Genomic DNA, 16,516 nt, shown 5'->3' on the forward strand with positions numbered 1-16,516 from the left:
CACCGCTCAGCGGGCTCACTGCGCGGTGGGGTCACCGCGCGATGGCTCACCGCACGGCGGGCTCGCCGCCCGGCGGGCTCACTGCTTGGCGGTGAAGACGATCTCGACGCGGCGGTTCTTGGCCCGGTTCTTCTCCACCGGCTTGCCCTCGACCACGTTGGGCCATTTGGGCCGGCTCTCGCCGTACCCGCTTGCCTCCAGGGTCACGCCCGCGGTCGTCAGCAACCCCCGCATGACCGTCTGCACGGCCTGCGCGCGCCGCTGCGACAGCGTGACGTTGTAGGCGTCGGTGCCCTGGTCGTCGGTGTGCCCCTCGATCTTGACGACCCCGCCCGCCGCCTCGGCCTCGACCTTCGCGGCCACCTTCGCCAGCCGCTGCCGGGCCTTGGCGGTGAGCTGCCACTTGTCCAGCGCGAACAGCACGTCGCTGGTCACCGCCACCGTCACCTGCCGCCCCTGCTTGGTCTCGCTCTCGGTGCCGTCCATCGACTCGACCTCGCCGATGATGTCCTCGACGGGCAGCACCAGGTTCTCCACCGCGCCCGTCGCGTCCGAGGGCGCGGACGGCACGGGGGTCGGGGACAGGACGAGGGCCAGCGCGACGCTAAGAGATGGGAACATCGGTGAGCACGCCGATCATCGGCATCTCGACATTGATCTTCGTGACGTCCGCCGGTGGCGCCGCGAACACCGCGTACAGCGTGACCGCCTCCCCCGACTCCAGGAACTGCCCCTGCGTCCCGGAGCAGACGCACTCCGCGTCCTGTCCGGTGCCGTTGCGGGCCACCCGGTAGCGCTTGGCGTTGACCGGGTCGATCAGGGAGACGCCCGAGACGGTGAAGTCCAGGACGGCACTGCCCATGCCGTTGTGCATGTTGACCTTGCCGTCGGTCGCGGTGACGGTCCAGTTGAGGCTGGCCGTGCGCCCCTGGCGCTTGAGGGCGGTGATCTCCACCTTCGCCTTGCCGTACGTGTCGCCCGAGCCGACCTTGACCTCGCGGCTGGCGATCACCTTGGTGTCCTGCGGGGGCGCGGTCTGCTGCTGCTCCGCCGGGGCGGTGGTCTGCTGGTCGGCCGGCTGACCCTCCGTCGCCGCGGCGGCCTGCGACTGCCGCTCCTCGCCGCCTCCGCCCTGCTGGCCGGGGATCATGCCGCATCCCGTCAGCGCGACGGCCGCGACAGCCAGCGCGATCGTCTTTCGCATTATGTGGTCACCTTCGTCGTCGGGAATGTGTCCCTCACCGTACGGAAGCGACCTTCAGGATGTGCATAGTCCGCTATATCCGCTGACCACGCCGCCTATCAGCTTCCCGCACGAGCCGTTCGGCCTCGGCCTTGCCGTGTTCGTCGCCGAGGCCGTCAAACTCTCCCATAGCTCTCATCAGGGTCTCAACCGCCCGATCGAGGTGATCGAGGTCGAGTGCGGCCCGGGCGAGCGCCAGCCGGGCTCGCGCCGCGCTCCTGCGGTCGCCGTACGCGGTGAACGTCTCCAGCGCCGCCCGCGCCGCCCCTTCGGCCGCCTCGGGGGCGCCTTCCAGCCCGGCGATCTCGGCGAGTACGAGCAGCGCCACCGCCTCCGGCAACCGGTCGCCGAGGCGGCGGTTGATGCGCAGGCGGCGCTCCACGCACTCGCGGGCCTGGGGATGGCGGCGGGCGGCGAGATGCAGCCGGGCCAGGTCCAGCAGCGCTTCCGCCTCGCCTCGCGGGTCGCCCAGGTCCTGGTAGGCGGCCAGGCTCTCGCCCAGCGGGCCCTCGTCGCCGAGCAACGCGCCGAGCGCACGCAGGGCGTCCGCCCGCCCGCGCCGGTCCCCGGCCTCCTCGAAAACCCGCAACGCCCGCACGAACGCCCGCTCAGCCTCCCGCACCCGCCCCGACCGCACGCCCCCCGCACCCCGCACTCCGCCCGCGCCGGACCCCGCACCGCCCGCGCCCCGCTGTGCATCCCCCGCGCCGGACCCCGCACCGCCGGCGCCCGACCCCGTTGCCCATTCCGGCTGGGGGCCGGTCGCCTCCCGGGCGTGCGGGCCGGTGGCCGTCGCGGCCTGGACCAGGCCCAGGCGGAGCGTGATGCGGGCCAGTTCCAGCCCCTCCACCAGCGGCTGAGCCGCTCTCAACGCAGCGGCGGCCGCCTCAAGACGGCCCTCGGCCCGGTGCAGGTCGGCCAGGCCGCGCAGCAGGAGCGCCTCCCCGTGCCGGTGCCCCGCCGCCCTGGCCGCGTCCAGCCCGGTCGCCGTCGTGGCGTGCCAGTCGTCGTGATGGGCGCCCAGTTCGAGGAGCGGGGTCAGGTAGAAGGCCAGCCGCCACGCGGCCTCGTACAGCCCGGCCCGGAAGAAGTCCGCGACGGTGGCGACGAGGAACCGGCGCTCGGCGCCCAGCCACCGCGCCTCCTGCCGCAGCCACCCCGTCTCCAGCCCGGAACCCGCCGCCGTCGCCTCCCGCCACAGCCCGTCCGGGTCGGAGGCGGGTTCGGGCGGGTGGACCTCGGTGCGGCCGGTGCCGGGTTCGGCGGGGAGGAGGGACGCCCAGCCCCGCCGGGCCCGGTCGAGGATCTCGCCCGCCCTGGCCGCCAGCACGCCGGCCGGACCGCCGTCCTCCTCGGCCAGCCGTTCGGCGGCGTAGAGCCGGGTCAGGTCGTGCCACCCGTACCGCTCCTGGCCCGCCTCGTCCAGGCCGCGCGACTGGAGCAGCCCCGCCTCGGCCAGCGGTTCCAGGTCCGTCCCGAACACCCAGGGCGCGAAGTCGGGCGCGGACAGCGCGCCGAGCCCGCGCAGCAGCCGCCGCTCCGCCTCCGGCAGGCCCCGGTAGCCGAGCGCGAGGCTGCCTCGCACGGCCAGGTCGCCGGCGCTGAGCTCGTCGAGCCGGCGACGCTCGTCCCCCAGCCGCCCCGCGAGGTGGTCGAGCGTCCAGCCGGGCTTCCTGGCCAGCCGGGATCCGGCGATGCGCAGGGCCAGCGGCAGGTGACCGCAGAGCCGGACGATGCGCAGGGCGGCCTCGGGCTCGGCGCGTACCCGCTCGTGCCCGGCCACCCCGCCGAGCAGGGCCACGGCCTCGTCCTCGTCGAGCAGCCCCAGCTCGTACGCCCGCGCCGCCTCCAGCCCGGCCAGCGGCGACCGGCTCGTCACCAGGGTGAGGCTGCCGGGCCCGGTGGGCAGCAGGGGGCGTACCTGGGCCTCGTCGGCGGCGTCGTCCAGCACGACGAGCAGCCGCCTGCGGGCCGTCGTGCTGCGGTAGAGGCGTACCCGGTCGTCCAGCGCGGGTGGCACCGCGCCGTCCGGGCAGCCGAGCGAGCGCAGCAGGTCTTCGAGCACGGCGCCCGGCGGCCGGCCCCCGAGGGAGGCGTACAGGCGGCCGTCGGGGCGTTCGAGCGCGGTGGCGGCGTGCACGGCGAGGGCGGACTTCCCGCAGCCCGGCGGGCCGTGCAGGACCAGGTGTACGGGCGCGGAGGCGCGCTCACCGGCCATCCCGGCGATCCAATCGAGCACCGGCCGCCGCCCGGCAAAGTCGGAAATGTCGGGAGGAAGCTCGTCAACCGGCGAGACCCGCCCGCCCGTCCCGTCCAGCACCCGCTGGTGGGCGGCCGCCAGCTCGGCCCCCGGCTCCAGCCCGAGCTCCTCGACCAGCGTCCGCCGCGCCTCCTGGTAGGCCCCGAGCGCCTCCGACCTGCGCCCGGCCTGGTGCAGGGCCTCGATGAGGCGTACCCAGGCACGTTCGCGCAGCGGGTGCGCCCCGACCAGCGCCCGCAGCTCGCCGACCACCTCCGCGCCCCGGCCCAGCTGCAGGTCGAGCTCCACCCGCTCCTCCTGCGCGGTCAGGCGCAGCTCCTCCAGCGGTACGCCGTGTGCCCGGAGCAGCGCCGACGACTCGACGTCGACCAGCGCCCGCCCCCGCCACAACCCCAGCGCAGCCCTGAACCCGTCGGCCGCCTCCGCCACCCGGCCCGCCGCCCGCGCCCGCCGCGCCTCGGCGACCAGCCGCTCGAACCGGTGGCAGTCCACGTCGTCCCGCTCCACGTCGAGCAGGTAACCGCCGGGCACGGTACGGATCCCGTCCACGAGCTTGCGCAACGCGCTGACGTACACCCTGAGCACCGACTCCGCCGACGCCGGCGGCCGGTCGTCCCACACCACGGACAGCAGCCGGTCGACCGGCACCTGCTCGCGCGCGGACAGCAGCAGCGCGGCCAGTAACGTACGGTGCTTGGCCGGGCCGGGTGCCTGGCCGCCGTCGATCCGCAGCGGTCCGAGGACGCCGAATCGCACGTTCACCGGCTCGCCGGCCTCACGCGCCGGTCGCCGGTCTGACGGCGAAGGACTCGAAGCGGACGCGGATGGGCTCACCCGTGCCCGAGGCCGCGTGCACACCCGCCCGATCGGGTCCGTAGGGGGCGTCGGTGTCGGACACCTCGGCGACCAGGCGTTCGTTCAGCCACATGCGTAGGCGCACCCCCTGGCCGCTCTGGCCGCACTCCGCGACGATGCGGTTGGCGGCCGTCCTCGGCACGTCCGCCGGGCCGTACAGGGCCTTGCCCCCGGTGCCCGTGCGGCGCTTGACGATCGAGACCTGGCCCGCGCCGCTCACCCCGAACTCGTAACGATCTCCGGAGCTCGCCGAGCCGTGGCACCACACACCGTACTCCCCGGCGCCCTCCTCCAGGGTGGCCTTCGCGCTGACGATCACGCCCTCCTCCGGCTCCTGGACCGGGGCCGACTTCCACAGCCGCCAGCCCTGCTTGACGGTGAGCTCGTAGCCGGAGCCGTCCAGGCGCGCGTCACCGCCGCCGGACGCGCCGACGGACCAGGAGTCGCCGAAACCCGCCTCGTACGGCCAGCTCTGCTGCGAGAGCCCCGGCACCGTGACTGCGGCGACCACGGCGGCGACCAGCACGGCACCCCCCGCCACCCACGGCCACCGCCGCCGAGCACCGGCTCCCACCCCAGGCTCCGGCACATCCACACCCGGCCGCCCGTCCCCGACCTCGCCGGGACGCCGGCTCGGAGCAGCGGCACCGGACTGACCGGGACGCGGGTTCGAGGGGATGGCCCCGGGCTCGCCGTGGCGCGCGCCCGAAGGGACGGCACCGGACTCGCCGGGCCGCAGGTCCGGAGGGACGGCGCCGGGATGCGGGCCGCCGCCGGCACCGGACTCGCCGGGACGCGGTTCCGGGGCGGCGACGCCAGGACGCAGGTCGGCTGTGATGGTCCCCGTCCACGTGCGTTCCACCACCTCGGTGGCCGCCGCCAGGCGGGTGCCGCCCACCAGCTCCCCCAGCAGCTCCTGGGCCGTCGGCCGGGCCCGGGGGTCCTTGGCCAGCGCCCGTTCCACCACCCCCCGGATCCCCTCGTCCAGACCGTCCAACCAGGGCGGCTCCTGCGCGATCCGGTACAGCACCTCGCCCGGCGCCCCGCCGCCGAAAGGCAGCCGCCCCGTCCCGGCGAAGGCGATCACCCCGCCCCACGCGAACACGTCGGCGGCGGGCGTGAGCGGCTCCCCGCGCACCTGCTCGGGCGCCATGAACGCGGGTGTCCCCAGGATCGCCTGGCTGGCCAGGCTGTCGTGGTCCACGAGCTGCGCGATGCCGAAGTCGATCACCCGGGGCCCGAGCGGCGAGAGCAGCACGTTGGAGGGTTTCAGGTCGCGGTGGATCACCCCGGCACCGTGGATGGCGCTCAGCGCGGTCGCGATGCCCACCGCCAGCGCCTCCAGGTTCCCACCCGACAGAGGCCCCTGCTCGCGTACGGCCTGGGCCAAGTCGGGGCCCTTCACGTACTCGGTGACCAGGTAGGCGACACCCCCGTCGATCCCGGCGTCCAGCACCGGCGCCGTGCAGAACCTGGCCACCCGCCGGGCCGCCGCCACCTCCCGCTCGAACCGCCGCCCGAACGCCGGATCCCGGGCCAGCGCCGGGTGGATGAGCTTGACCGCGGCCAGCCCGCCGGTGGGCGTGGTCGCGAGGTGCACCTCGCCCATGCCGCCCCGGCCGAGCAGGCGCCGCAGCGCGTACCCGCCAATGACCCGGTCACCGTTCATCGCAGACACATTAGCCAGATCGCGGCATGTCCCATCAGACCAACCGGTTCACCCGGCCGCCTGCGTGAGGCGGTAACGGGAGGGCGGGATGCCGTACCGGTCGATGAACGCCTGCCGCAGCGTCTCCGCCGTGCCGAACCCGCAGCGCACCGCCACCGCCGCCATCGGTAACGAGGTGGAGGCCAGCAGGTGGGCGGCGGCCTCGGTGCGGGCCTGCCGCACGTAGCGGCCGGGCGTCTGCCCCAGGTGCTTGAGGAACAGCCGGGTCAGGTGCCGCTCGCTGACGCCCGCCTCCGTGGCCAGCGCGGAGGTGCTCAGGTCGTCGCGCAGGTGGGCGCCGATGTACTCCAGGGTGCGCTTGACCAGGCTGTTCGCCGGTGAGGGAGCGCTGACGAACATGCTCATCTGCGCCTGGTTGCCGGGCCGCTGCAGGTAGGTGACCATGTTCCGGGCCACGGTCCTGGCCAGCTCGGTGCCGTTGTCCTCCTCGACGAAGGCCAGCGTGAGGTCGAGGGCCGCGGTGATGCCCGCGGACGTGGCGACGTTGCCGTCGCGGATGAAGATCGGGTCGGGGTCCACGACGACGTCGGGGTAGCGGGCGGCCATCGTCTGCGCCTGGTTCCAGTGGGTGGTGGCGCGCCGCCCGTCGAGCAGGCCGGCGGCGGCGAGCACGTACGATCCCGTGCAGACGGACGCCACCCGGCGGCTCTCCCGGGCCAGCCGGCGCACGTGGCCGACCACCAGCGGGTTGTCGGCGGCGTCCTCGTGGCCGATGCCGCCCGACACCAGCAGCGTGTCGAGCGGCCCGGTGACCCGCTCCAGGGCGAGCTGGGCCTCCAGGATCAGCGCGGTGCCGGTGGTGATGGGGTGGCCTCCGGGGGTCGCCACGCGGTATTCGTAGTACGGTTGCGCGCCGTGCCAGTTGGCGCTCTCCAGCGTCGTGGTGACGCAGGCGATGTCGAGCAGTTCCGCCGCCTCGTACGCCACCACCACGACCCGCCGCGCATCCATGCCACCGACTGTAGGGTCGAAGGACGCAGAACCCAAGTTTCCGGACCTCCTCGGCCGCCTCCCTTGGCTCCCCGCGGCCCGCCCCGACACAGTCGAAGCATGACAACGACAACCACGAACACCGGTCGCCGCTGGGGCAGGTTCGCCCTCCACTACGTCGAGATGATCATCGCGATGTTCGTCGGGATGTTCGCGCTCGGCGCGCTGCAGTCCGCCGTCGGCCTCGGCGTCTCCCACGCCGAGCAGCCGGAGCTCTGGTACCTCTCGATGGCCTTCAACATGTCCGTCGGCATGGCCGCGTGGATGCGCTTCCGCGGCCACGGCTGGGCCCCGACGCTGGAGATGTGCGCGGTCATGTTCGCGCCCGTCGTGCCGCTCTTCCCCCTGCTGTGGCTGGGGGTCATCGACGGCGGCGGGCTGATGATCGTCTCGCACGTGGCCATGTTCCCGCTCATGCTGGTGGCGATGCTGCGCCGCCTCGACGAGTACGCCGGGTGCGCTCATTGAGCGCCTTGCGGTAGCCGTCGAGCACGTCCTGCCGCAGCAGGTACCCGAACCCGGCCCGCTCCAGCCGCATCCCCAGCAGGGGCACGCTGGTCTGGAGTGCGGCGGCGGTGTCCGGCAGGCTCCAGCCGTTCGCGGCCAGCTCGCTCAGCAGGTGGCCCCGCCGGCCTTGTGCCTCCGACAGCCGGAACGTCTTCAGGTACGCCAGCCGCCCGTCCCCGTCAGTGATCGTCTCCCCGATGTGGTTCTCGCTCTTCCGCTCGAACGACGGCAGGAAGCGGCTCAGCGTGTACGGACCCGTCCGGTAGACCTCCTCCACCCGCGCGGGGGCGCGGAGGAGCCCGGCCGCCATCACCGAGTCGTGGAACCCGGCCCACTCCCGCTCCTGGCGCTCGGCCTGGGCCCGCAGGTCGGACAGCGAGGAGACCTCCGTCTCGTCGATCGCTGCGGGGAAGTCTCTGGCGGGGTAGAAGAGGGCGTACTCGTGGACCAGCTCGCCGTACAGGTCGCGGATGAGCATCGGGTGCAGCGCCCGGTAGTCCTCCGGATGCGGCACCACGAAGGCGCCGGCCAGCGTGTCACCGGTGTAGAGAAGCAGCCCGCACTGCCCCGGGTAGATCTCGAACACCTTGAGCGCGTCGTCCAGCCCGCGCACCTCGGCACCCGTGTAGGCGTCCTCGGCCCGCGGGGACAGGCCGTGGGCGATCGCCCGCCGCGACCACTCCTCCCACGCGATCTCGGGCCCGCCGAAGTGCAACGCGAGCAAGCCCTCCACGGCCAGGTGCAGCGGCAGGAACCGGAGCCGGTTCCGGTCCACGCGGCGGGCCATCCGGCGCCGCGTCCTGACGCACATGTGCCGCAGCGGCTCCCCGAGCTGGGTCCCGTACGCCGCCGCCGGGGTACCGTCGCCGGTCCACGACGCGACGAAGGCGTGCGGCACGTACGCGGTGTAGTACGTGCGGTCCGGCAGGGACACCACGGACACCTCGTCGCCGTACACCTTGGCGTGCAGCCGCAGGTCCTCGATGGGCTCGCGGCGCACGAGCGGCACCAGCCGCATCGCGCCCCAGGTCTGCGCGGGCCGCGTGTCCAGCCCGGCGAGGTCGATCATCACCCCACCACCCGATCCACCTGTGCCGAAGGATCCACCCGATCCGCCCGAGCCTGCCGAGCCGCCCGAGCCGCCCGAGCCGCGTGAACCGCCTGATCAGCCGGGGCCGCGCGGTCCGCCAGGTAGGCCCGCAACTCCCCGAGCCCGGTCCGCCCCTCCGCGAACCTGGCCAGCTCCACCAGCGCCGGCAGGTCCTCCGCGTCGCGGATGCCGGCCGTCGGCACCATCGGCGACAGCCGCCGCACGTCGAACTGCCCGGCGTCGTAGACCGGGTTCACGTGCACGATGCCGACCTCGCCGCCGGGGTCGAGCTTGCGCCGCCAGACGCGCAGCACCTCGGCCGCCAGCCCGGGCGGCGCGTTGTCCCAGCCGTCGGAGACGATGACGAGCAGGTCAGGGCGCTCGTCGAGGGCGTCGATGATCCGGCTCCCCAGCGGCGTGGGCCCGGTCGGCCGCGCCTGGAGCGGATCCGCGCCACGCGACAACCACAGCCCGCGATAGCGGCCGGCCAGCGCCTCCAGCAGGTAGTGGCAGGCCAGCGCGACGGCGAGCGGCCGCCGGCGTTTCACCGGCGAGCCGAACGAGGAGAAGCTGTCGTCCAGCACCGCCGCCACGTTCCCCCAGGTGCCGGTCCGCGCCCCGGCCGCCCGGGCCGCCGCGGCCCGCAGCGCCGCGTCCAGCTCGGCCCGCCGCCGCGCCCGCACCCCGGCAGCCAGCGACAGCACGTACGAAGCCACCCTGACCAGCGGCAGCGCGGCCAGGTCGGCCTCGGTGCGGACACCGTCGCGCTCCGCCGAGTCCGCCAGCCGCAGCCGCTCCAGCCGGGTCAGCCTGGGCGCGATGCCCTCGAGGAAGATCTCCCGGCTGATGCCGTGCCGGGCGGCGAAGCCCTCGGCGACCGTGTACGGCAGCTCGTACAGGGCTCCTTTGTCGTAGTGTGCCCGCCGCCACGCCTCCAGGACGGGCGTGTCATACCGGGCCCGGCTGAACGGCGCGAACAGGAAGTCCCCCAGCTCGCCCGCCGGGCGCAGGTGCGCGTGCCGCACCGCCGACTTCACCGCCGCCCGGTACTTCACCGCGTCGAAGGCCAGGTCGGGCCGCCCGGCGAGCCAGTCGCGGATCAGCGCCCGGGTGCGCCGGTTGTTGACGCCGTCACGCCGCAGCCGCTCGAAGAGCCGGTAGACCCGGGGCGGGCTCATCCGCCCCAGCCGCCACGCGATCAGCCGCCCATCGCCCGCGCCGCCCTTCTGCCTGAGCAGGTTGGCGATGATCAGGGCCGCGTTGTGGTCGTTGATGTCAAGCGCCAGCGTCGCGGCGTACAGGTCGGGGTAGTTGCCGTGGATGTAGCTGTGCAGGAAACCGAGGGAGAGCCGCTGCTCGCCGGCCGCGCTGTGGAACTCGCGCTGGCCGGTCGAGGTGATCGCCGCGTTCGCGAAGAGCAGCAGGTCCTCGCACTCGATCAGGTCCGCGTAGGTCTCCATCGGCTCCCCGGGGGTCGGGGACTGGCCGGGGAATGGGGGCACGAGCTGCGAAGCATCGCTTTCAAGGCGGTTTCCGGAAGTCGTACCGGAGTCCCGCGGCCAGTCTGGTTCCGGACCTTACCGGGGCGTTCACCCCCACGCGACAAGATTTACGCGGCGGCGCGCCCGCGGTCGTTCGCCCGCAGGAACTGCTCCAGCCCCGCCAGGTCGTCGGTGTTGATGTGGTCGACGTCCGCCGCGACCAGCTCCCGCCACAGCGCGTCCCTGGCCGGCCCGGCCACGTCGGGGGTGGCCCAGAACCGCACCCGCTGCCCGTCGCGGTGCGCGGTCGCCACGATCTGCCGCAGCTTGTCCCGCTCGGCGGCCGGCATCTCGCCCGTGCCGGTCCAGGTGAAGTGGTTCGTCCAGTTGTCGCTGATCAGCGGGATCAGGCCGGGGTTGCCCTGCCCCAGGTCGGCCATGCGGCCGTCGTAGAAGGCGTAGCGCCGCTCCTGGGCCGCCATGAGGTCGCGCGGCCGGTCGCCGCTGATCACCACGGTCACCGCCCCGGGCTTCACCTTGCCCTTGTGGTAGGTGGTGAGCAGCTTGCGGTAGGTCCGCAGCACCTTGTCCAGCTCGGTGTAGGTGGCGGCGCCGTTGTTCTTGATGTCGACCAGGAGCTGGAGCTGCTGACGGCTGCCGGGGAAGACGCTCCCATGCCGTACGAGCCGGGCCAGCGGGTCGAGGTAGAGCGACTGCAGCGTACGTCCGGGCCGCAGGTCCTCGGGGTCGTGCCCGACGCGCAGCTCGCCGTCCACGAGGTAGATGTCGGCCTCGACGCTGGTGAACCCGTGGTCGAGGGCGTCCAGGAGCGGGCGCTCGTGCTCGTAGTCGTTGTGCGCGTGGGCACGGGGAAGGGGCTGGACGGCCGCCGAGGCTGGAACGGCCGTCAGGAGCAGGGCTCCGGCGGCGACCAGCACACCCATGGCGCGACGCAACATCGCATCTCCTTAAGGGGGATATTCAGGACGCGTGCCACGCTATGGGGGAAAAGTGTGACAGGAGTGACGTTCCGCTGAACAGCCGACGTGCCCGGCTCGCCCGGCGGGTCACCGTTCCGGCACCGGTGGGCGTACGGACCGCGTCCTGATCTGGCCCAGCGCGGCCCGCCGGTCGCGGATGTCGGAGATCAGCACGTGCGCGACCAGTAGCAGCCCCAGGCAGAGGACGTCGGCGGCCCACCAGGGGATCTCGGCCAGCAGCAGGTAGCCCTGGCCGTCGCTCAGGGACCTGATCACCACCGTGACCACCGCCACCACCACTGTGACCATCAGCCAGCTCCGCAGCCGCGGCAGGCTGCCCTTGTTCCACAGCCGCACCCGCCAGTTCATGAACACGGCCAGCACGCCGAGCAGCGCGCAGAAGCCGATCAGCCACCAGGGCAGGGCGAACGCGGTCTGGTCGGCGATCTGCTCCCGCGTGGCACGCAGCTCGGCCTCGGCCTGCTGCTGCGCCCGTACGGCGGCGTCAAGCCGGCGCTCCAGCTGGGCCACGCTCTTCTGCCGCTGCGCGGGTGGCGCGGCGTCCTCGGTCGGCAACATCCGCGCCACCACCGTCAGCATGATCGCCACGAAGGACAGCGCCAGCACGATGGCCATGAACAGGTCGATGAAACGCAGGTCGAGCGGTGGTGCGAACGACCTGGGGGGCCGCCTCCTCACGACTCCCTCACCAGGGTGTACTTCTGCGGCCGGCTCTCGGCGGCGCTCAGCCGATCCATCGCGGTACGCAGCGCGTCCAGGCCCTTGACCAGCTCCTCCGTCCGGTCCCTCGACAGGGCCAGCTCCTGCGTGAGCCCCTGCACGTGCGCCAGCTCCCGCGTGAGCCCCTGCGCGACGGGCCCCGCCTGCCGCGCGGGAAGGCGCGCGATGTAGATCAGGAACACCTCGTCGGCGGCCACCACGGCGGCCCGCTCCGCCCGCTCGACCAGGGCCATCGCGCCGAAGGCGAGCACGCTCAGGAACAGCGCGATCATGGTGACGCCGAACGCGGACGCCAGCTCGGGCAGCACGTGCTGCTTGAGCGCGGTGATCAGCACGCCGGGGTCGCCCCGGCTGTCCAGCGCGTTCGAGAACGAGCCCACCATCGCGGCCATCGTCAGCGCGGTGCCGATGAACCCGAAGACCGGCAGCGCCCAGATGAGCGCGTGGTCGAGGTGGTGCCGGTTGGCCATCTCGCTCTCGTCCAGCGCCGAGCGGGCACTCAGCACCGACTCGCAGTCGTTCCCGGCCTCGGCCGCCTCCTTGAACAGCTTGAGCCGCCGCGCCACCAGCGTGTCCCCGTCCGGGTCGACCCCGCCGACGTTCGCCACGGCCCGCGCCGTCGCGGCGCTCTCCCGCCGGATGTCAGGTACGGCCCTGACGATCCTGAGCACGGTGGTCAGGAACACCGCGATCACGAGCGTCACCACGAGCTCCGCGGCCGCGGGCGCCGTCGCCGCGCCCACGAACTCGAGCACCGCCTCCACCGCCCCGGCCAGCAGCAGCACGGCGGACACCAGCAGCGCGACCACGGGCGCGAACACCGAGTGACGCCAGTCGTACCTTGACACCCTTCAACCCCACTCCGCCACAAGTAATGTCAAAGCAATACCTAAGCACATGTATGGCGCCTACGGTCACACTCTGGGCATGAAACCTCTCGCCGCGTAACGCCGGGAGCTCCTGACACAGGAACGTTGCGATCTCAGTGACGGTTGGTCAACTGTCCCTCATCCTCTGTTATGGTCCCTACTTGTCCAAAAATCAGGACAACCTTTAACCCCCTAGGAGGATCATGAGGCGCTCACAGAGGATGGTCGCCCTCACCACGGCACTCGCCGCGGCCACCGCTCCCCTGCTGGCCATCGCCTCCCCGGCGGTCGCAGAACCCGCCAAAACCACCGCAATCCACACCACCAACCAGAACCTGCCGCTGGACTGGCTCAGCCTTGACGCGCTCAGTGGCACGCAGCTGCTGCAGAAGGTCAAGCAGCTCCTCGGCAAGGGCTACGTTCCCGCCGCGCTGAGCGTGACGAACGCGGCCAACCCGCAGTACTCGTCCGTGTGGGTCAAGGACACGACCCGCAAGGTGAACGTCCTGCAGGGCCTCTCGGCCACCAACCTGCAGAAGACCGTCGCCGAGCAGCTCAAGGCCGGCTTCCGGCCCGCGATGATCACCGGCACCGGGACGGGCGCGAACGCCGTCTTCGCCGTGGTCTTCGAGCAGGTCAAGGGGCTCGCCAAGTCGGAGCTCAGCCTGACCAAGGAGACCTTCACGAAGGTCAACGCCGAGCTCACCGCCGCCGGCTACAGCCTCGCGTCCCTCGACGTGTACGGCACGGTCGAGAAGCCGCTCTACGCGGCCGTCTGGATCGTGGGAGCCGCCACGGGCACCGTACAGGTGACCCTGGGGCAGACCGTGGAGCAGCGCGGGCAGGAGCTCCTCGCGAAGGCGAAGCAGGGCCTGCACCCGGTGCTCATGGCCGTCGAGCCCGGCAAGCTCTACACCACCGTGTGGAGCAAGACGGGCACGGCCGGCAAGGAATATCTGAGCCTGTCGCGCCTGGGCTACGCGGCCAAGGCCACGCAGATGAAGGTGCTGGGCTATCGTCCGGCGATCCTGGACACCGAGGGCGGCGTCTTCGCGGCGATCTGGCGCAAGGGCTAGATCGGGCGATCGGGTGCTGAGTCCGGCACAGGATCAGTGTGCCGGACTCAGCACCACGATAGTGCAGGTCAGCGGGGACCGCGTACGCGTGACCGCAACGCAAAAACGGCGGTGTCCACATGGACACCGCCGCTGTTGGTGGAGGTGGCGGGAATCGAACCCGCGTCCTTCAACCCCAAGTCAGGGCTTCTCCGGGCGCAGCCTGCTGTGTTTTTCTCAGCCCCGGCGATCACGCAGGCGAGTCGCCGACGGGCTCAGCCACTGTTTAGTTTCCCGATCTTCCCCGTGGCCGGGTCGAACGGTTGAGCCTTCTAGCGATGCCAGACACCGGGCCGAAGGCACTCCCGGGCTGACAGTGGTTTCGCTACTTAGGCAGCGAGGGCCAGGTCAGACCTGGCCGCCACAGTGCTCTTGGAATTGGCACTTGTTGTTTGCGGTCACAGGATTAACGAGGTTATGTCCGCAGTCCTCGGCCCGCTTCACCTGAATTGCAAGGTCAAAGTCGAAGCCAGTCACCCCCTGTGCAGTTGTCAACCCCTCCCCCCGAGAGGGGAAGAGCAACATGAATGTACACGGGACAACGCCCTCAACGCCAACTTAATTCCCCGTGGCCAGACGTGGCGAAACCCCCGGGAGCGCGGCACAGCAGCACGCGCTCCCGGGGGCCGACCGGCAGGGTCGAGCCGGTCCGGACGGCAGGACTTCCCCCGAGATGAAGTCCTGATCTCATCACGGCGACTGGAACCGCAACCCCCCGAGCGGGCCCAGTCATTGAGTAAGACGCAACCTGAGGACCGGATGGTTGCTCAGTGTCGCGACAATTTCACGATGAGTTGCCCAGGCCCGCGAAGAAGCTCCCCGCCACGGCTCCGGCGTTGTAGTTCTTCGCCAGGACCGCGATCGCCACGTCGCCCTGCCAGCCGACGAACCAGCTCTGCTGGTTGCCCGCCGTCGCCGTGACGCCGTAGACGGTGCCCTTGCCCGCCTGGGCGGGCGTGCCGACGGCGCCGGCCCGCATCATCGCCGTCAGCGCCGTGCGGACCTCCGGGCTCATGGCCACGGGGGCCGGCTGGGTGGCCGGCGTGGACTGGGCCGCCGGGTCGGGGGACTTGGGGTCGGTCACCAGCACGGGCGGCCGCCAGGTGCCCGAGGCGACCGTCGCGGCCACGAGCGCCATGCTGAGCGGGCTCACCTCGACGTTCTGGCCCGCGATGGCCTTGGCCTTGTCGGCGTCGCCGGCCAGCTGCGGGAGCGAGCCGCTGAACGACTTGAGCGGCAGCCGCCACGGCTGCCCCACGCCGAACGCCTTGGCGCTCTTGGCCAGGTCGTCGGCCGTGACGCGGCGGGCCAGCGAGGCCAGCGCGGTCACGCAGCCCTTGGCGAAGTTCTCCTGGAACGTGGCCGACGTCGTGGCGGTGGACTGGCTGGTGTGCACGAACTTGGCCCCGCCCACCGTCCGCTCCTGCGGGCAGGCCAGCCGCTGCTTGGGGCTCACGCCCTCGTTGAGCAGCGCGTCCGCGGCCACGATCGAGAACGCCGTCCCGGCCGGGAACTTGCCGGCCAGCGCGTCACGCTCCTGGTGCAGGCCCTTGGTGCCAACCGCGAGGATCTCGCCGGTGTCGCGCTGCACCGCCACCAGCGCGCTCGTCTCCGTGTCGGCCACCGCCTGCTCGGCCGCCGCCTGGGCGCCCCGGTCGATCGTGGTCTTCACCGAGACGTTCTGCCGGCCCGGCCACTCCTTGAGCTTGGTGACCTCCCGGCCGGTCTTGAGGTCGAGCGTGATGACCTTGGTCGCCGTGGAGCCGGTCAGATAGTCCTGGTAGGCCTGCTGCAGCCCGCTCTTGCCCACCGAGTCACCGGCCCGCTGCGGCCCGCCGAGCTTCTGCTCGGTCTCCGGGGTGAGCGCGCTGACGCTGCCCACGATCTGCCGGGGCGCGTCGGGATTGACCGGCTGGTTCTGCGGGTTGACCTCGATGCCGTCGATGGCGTCGAGCTTGGCCCGCATCGACTGGTAGCGCGACCGCCCGAACGTCACCAGCTGCACGAACGTGTCGGGCGGCGAGGACCTGACGCGGCTCAGCAGCCGGTCCTGGGCGTAGCCGGTGACCTCGGACAGCTGCGCGACCACCTCTTCGGCCTGGTCGCCCAGCCTGCCGGGGACGACACCGGCGACGTAGAGGACGGTGTCGGTCTGCAGCGCGTCGCCGGTCCTGTCGACCACCGGCATGCGCGGCTTGGGGTCGGTGGCGACCGCGAAGCGCTGCCCCTCCTTGAGCTGCGGATGCAGCACCGAGGGCGACCAGCGGACCTTCCACACCCCATCGACCAGGTGCAGCGGCAGCACCCCGTCGTATTCCCACAGGGGGTTGTTCTCCCCCAGGTCCACCTCGGCGTGGAAGTTGGCCTTGGACTCGTCGCCGGTCACGCCCACGCTAGTGATCTTGAAGCGGAACGAGGCCGCGTCGAGCTCAAGCTTGGCGTCGGCCAGGGCCTTGCGCACCGTCGCCAGGTCGCCGTCGGTGCGGCCGGCGGCCAGGTCGTAGTCCTCCGACTGCCAGCCCACGAGGAAGTCGCGCACCGCGTCGTGCGGTGAGGGCTCCTCGAAGCAGCCGGTCAGCGTGGTGCTCGCGACCGCCAGGGTGGCGGTCGCGGCCAGAATGCGGCGGGCGCGTCTCATCGGTCAGGGTGCCGCCGC

The 16,516-nt window shown here is 72.4% G+C and carries 13 protein-coding genes and 1 other RNA gene; 2 read left to right on the plus strand and 12 right to left on the minus strand.

Annotation, left to right across the window (positions count from 1 at the left end):
- Nucleotides 1–78 precede the first annotated feature (78 nt).
- From AB0J69_RS20710 to AB0J69_RS20730, 5 genes are all read right to left on the minus strand, one after another.
- Nucleotides 79–621 (minus strand): OmpA family protein, encoded by a 543-nt coding sequence (locus tag AB0J69_RS20710; protein WP_364119286.1) that lies wholly within the window; start codon nt 619–621, stop codon nt 79–81.
- Nucleotides 605–1,204, minus strand: a complete 600-nt coding sequence (locus AB0J69_RS20715) for a hypothetical protein (RefSeq protein ID WP_364119287.1) — start codon at nt 1,202–1,204, stop codon at nt 605–607. The genes AB0J69_RS20710 and AB0J69_RS20715 overlap by 17 nt, the downstream gene beginning before the upstream one ends.
- Nucleotides 1,205–1,277: 73 nt before the next feature.
- Nucleotides 1,278–4,265, minus strand: coding sequence for a BTAD domain-containing putative transcriptional regulator (locus tag AB0J69_RS20720; protein WP_364119290.1), 2,988 nt, complete (start codon nt 4,263–4,265; stop codon nt 1,278–1,280).
- 13 nt (nt 4,266–4,278) lie between these two features.
- Nucleotides 4,279–6,027 carry a serine/threonine-protein kinase gene (locus AB0J69_RS20725; RefSeq protein ID WP_364119293.1) on the minus strand — a complete coding sequence of 583 codons (1,749 nt, stop codon included), beginning with the start codon at nt 6,025–6,027 and terminating at the stop codon, nt 4,279–4,281.
- Nucleotides 6,028–6,075: 48 nt separating this feature from the next.
- Nucleotides 6,076–7,038 carry a GlxA family transcriptional regulator gene (locus AB0J69_RS20730; protein ID WP_364119296.1) on the minus strand — a complete coding sequence of 321 codons (963 nt, stop codon included), beginning with the start codon at nt 7,036–7,038 and terminating at the stop codon, nt 6,076–6,078.
- 99 nt (nt 7,039–7,137) lie between these two features.
- Between AB0J69_RS20730 and AB0J69_RS20735 the strand changes: the two genes are divergently transcribed.
- Nucleotides 7,138–7,545 carry a hypothetical protein gene (locus AB0J69_RS20735; protein WP_364119299.1) on the plus strand — a complete coding sequence of 136 codons (408 nt, stop codon included), beginning with the start codon at nt 7,138–7,140 and terminating at the stop codon, nt 7,543–7,545.
- Here AB0J69_RS20735 and AB0J69_RS20740 read toward each other — a convergent pair.
- The 5 genes from AB0J69_RS20740 to AB0J69_RS20760 all read right to left on the minus strand — a co-directional run bounded on the left by AB0J69_RS20740 (nt 7,490) and on the right by AB0J69_RS20760 (nt 12,724).
- Nucleotides 7,490–8,653 carry a hypothetical protein gene (locus AB0J69_RS20740; RefSeq protein ID WP_364119302.1) on the minus strand — a complete coding sequence of 388 codons (1,164 nt, stop codon included), beginning with the start codon at nt 8,651–8,653 and terminating at the stop codon, nt 7,490–7,492. The two genes, AB0J69_RS20735 and AB0J69_RS20740, sit on opposite strands and share 56 nt — an antisense overlap.
- Nucleotides 8,653–10,134 (minus strand): hypothetical protein, encoded by a 1,482-nt coding sequence (locus tag AB0J69_RS20745; RefSeq protein WP_364119305.1) that lies wholly within the window; start codon nt 10,132–10,134, stop codon nt 8,653–8,655. The genes AB0J69_RS20740 and AB0J69_RS20745 overlap by 1 nt, the downstream gene beginning before the upstream one ends.
- Before the next feature lie 149 nt (nt 10,135–10,283).
- Nucleotides 10,284–11,114: a phosphatidylinositol-specific phospholipase C/glycerophosphodiester phosphodiesterase family protein gene (locus AB0J69_RS20750; protein WP_364119307.1), complete on the minus strand. Its 831-nt coding sequence runs from the start codon at nt 11,112–11,114 to the stop codon at nt 10,284–10,286.
- Between the two features lie 108 nt (nt 11,115–11,222).
- Nucleotides 11,223–11,834 carry a hypothetical protein gene (locus tag AB0J69_RS20755; protein ID WP_364119310.1) on the minus strand — a complete coding sequence of 204 codons (612 nt, stop codon included), beginning with the start codon at nt 11,832–11,834 and terminating at the stop codon, nt 11,223–11,225.
- Nucleotides 11,831–12,724: a hypothetical protein gene (locus tag AB0J69_RS20760; protein ID WP_364119313.1), complete on the minus strand. Its 894-nt coding sequence runs from the start codon at nt 12,722–12,724 to the stop codon at nt 11,831–11,833. The genes AB0J69_RS20755 and AB0J69_RS20760 overlap by 4 nt, the downstream gene beginning before the upstream one ends.
- A 224-nt stretch (nt 12,725–12,948) precedes the next feature.
- Between AB0J69_RS20760 and AB0J69_RS20765 the strand changes: the two genes are divergently transcribed.
- Nucleotides 12,949–13,821 (plus strand): hypothetical protein, encoded by an 873-nt coding sequence (locus tag AB0J69_RS20765; RefSeq protein ID WP_364119315.1) that lies wholly within the window; start codon nt 12,949–12,951, stop codon nt 13,819–13,821.
- Nucleotides 13,822–13,957: 136 nt separating this feature from the next.
- Here AB0J69_RS20765 and ssrA read toward each other — a convergent pair.
- Together ssrA and AB0J69_RS20775 are read right to left on the minus strand one after the other, a co-directional pair.
- Nucleotides 13,958–14,341, minus strand: a transfer-messenger RNA (tmRNA) gene (ssrA, locus tag AB0J69_RS20770).
- 303 nt (nt 14,342–14,644) lie between these two features.
- Nucleotides 14,645–16,498: a penicillin-binding transpeptidase domain-containing protein gene (locus AB0J69_RS20775; RefSeq protein ID WP_364119317.1), complete on the minus strand. Its 1,854-nt coding sequence runs from the start codon at nt 16,496–16,498 to the stop codon at nt 14,645–14,647.
- Nucleotides 16,499–16,516 lie beyond the last annotated feature (18 nt).

The sequence above is a fragment of the Nonomuraea sp. NPDC049709 genome (assembly GCF_040674815.1).
Classification (GTDB): domain Bacteria; phylum Actinomycetota; class Actinomycetes; order Streptosporangiales; family Streptosporangiaceae; genus Nonomuraea.

What these genes read in the sequence shown, in the direction of transcription:
- AB0J69_RS20710 (WP_364119286.1), bottom strand. Translation starts at nt 621, where the DNA reads ATGTTCCCATCTCTTAGCGTCGCGCTGGCCCTCGTCCTGTCCCCGACC.
- AB0J69_RS20715 (WP_364119287.1), bottom strand. Translation starts at nt 1,204, where the DNA reads ATGCGAAAGACGATCGCGCTGGCTGTCGCGGCCGTCGCGCTGACGGGA.
- AB0J69_RS20725 (WP_364119293.1), bottom strand. Translation starts at nt 6,027, where the DNA reads ATGAACGGTGACCGGGTCATTGGCGGGTACGCGCTGCGGCGCCTGCTC.
- AB0J69_RS20730 (WP_364119296.1), bottom strand. Translation starts at nt 7,038, where the DNA reads ATGGATGCGCGGCGGGTCGTGGTGGTGGCGTACGAGGCGGCGGAACTG.
- AB0J69_RS20735 (WP_364119299.1), top strand. Translation starts at nt 7,138, where the DNA reads ATGACAACGACAACCACGAACACCGGTCGCCGCTGGGGCAGGTTCGCC.
- AB0J69_RS20740 (WP_364119302.1), bottom strand. Translation starts at nt 8,653, where the DNA reads ATGATCGACCTCGCCGGGCTGGACACGCGGCCCGCGCAGACCTGGGGC.
- AB0J69_RS20745 (WP_364119305.1), bottom strand. Translation starts at nt 10,134, where the DNA reads ATGGAGACCTACGCGGACCTGATCGAGTGCGAGGACCTGCTGCTCTTC.
- AB0J69_RS20750 (WP_364119307.1), bottom strand. Translation starts at nt 11,114, where the DNA reads ATGTTGCGTCGCGCCATGGGTGTGCTGGTCGCCGCCGGAGCCCTGCTC.
- AB0J69_RS20765 (WP_364119315.1), top strand. Translation starts at nt 12,949, where the DNA reads ATGAGGCGCTCACAGAGGATGGTCGCCCTCACCACGGCACTCGCCGCG.
- AB0J69_RS20775 (WP_364119317.1), bottom strand. Translation starts at nt 16,498, where the DNA reads ATGAGACGCGCCCGCCGCATTCTGGCCGCGACCGCCACCCTGGCGGTC.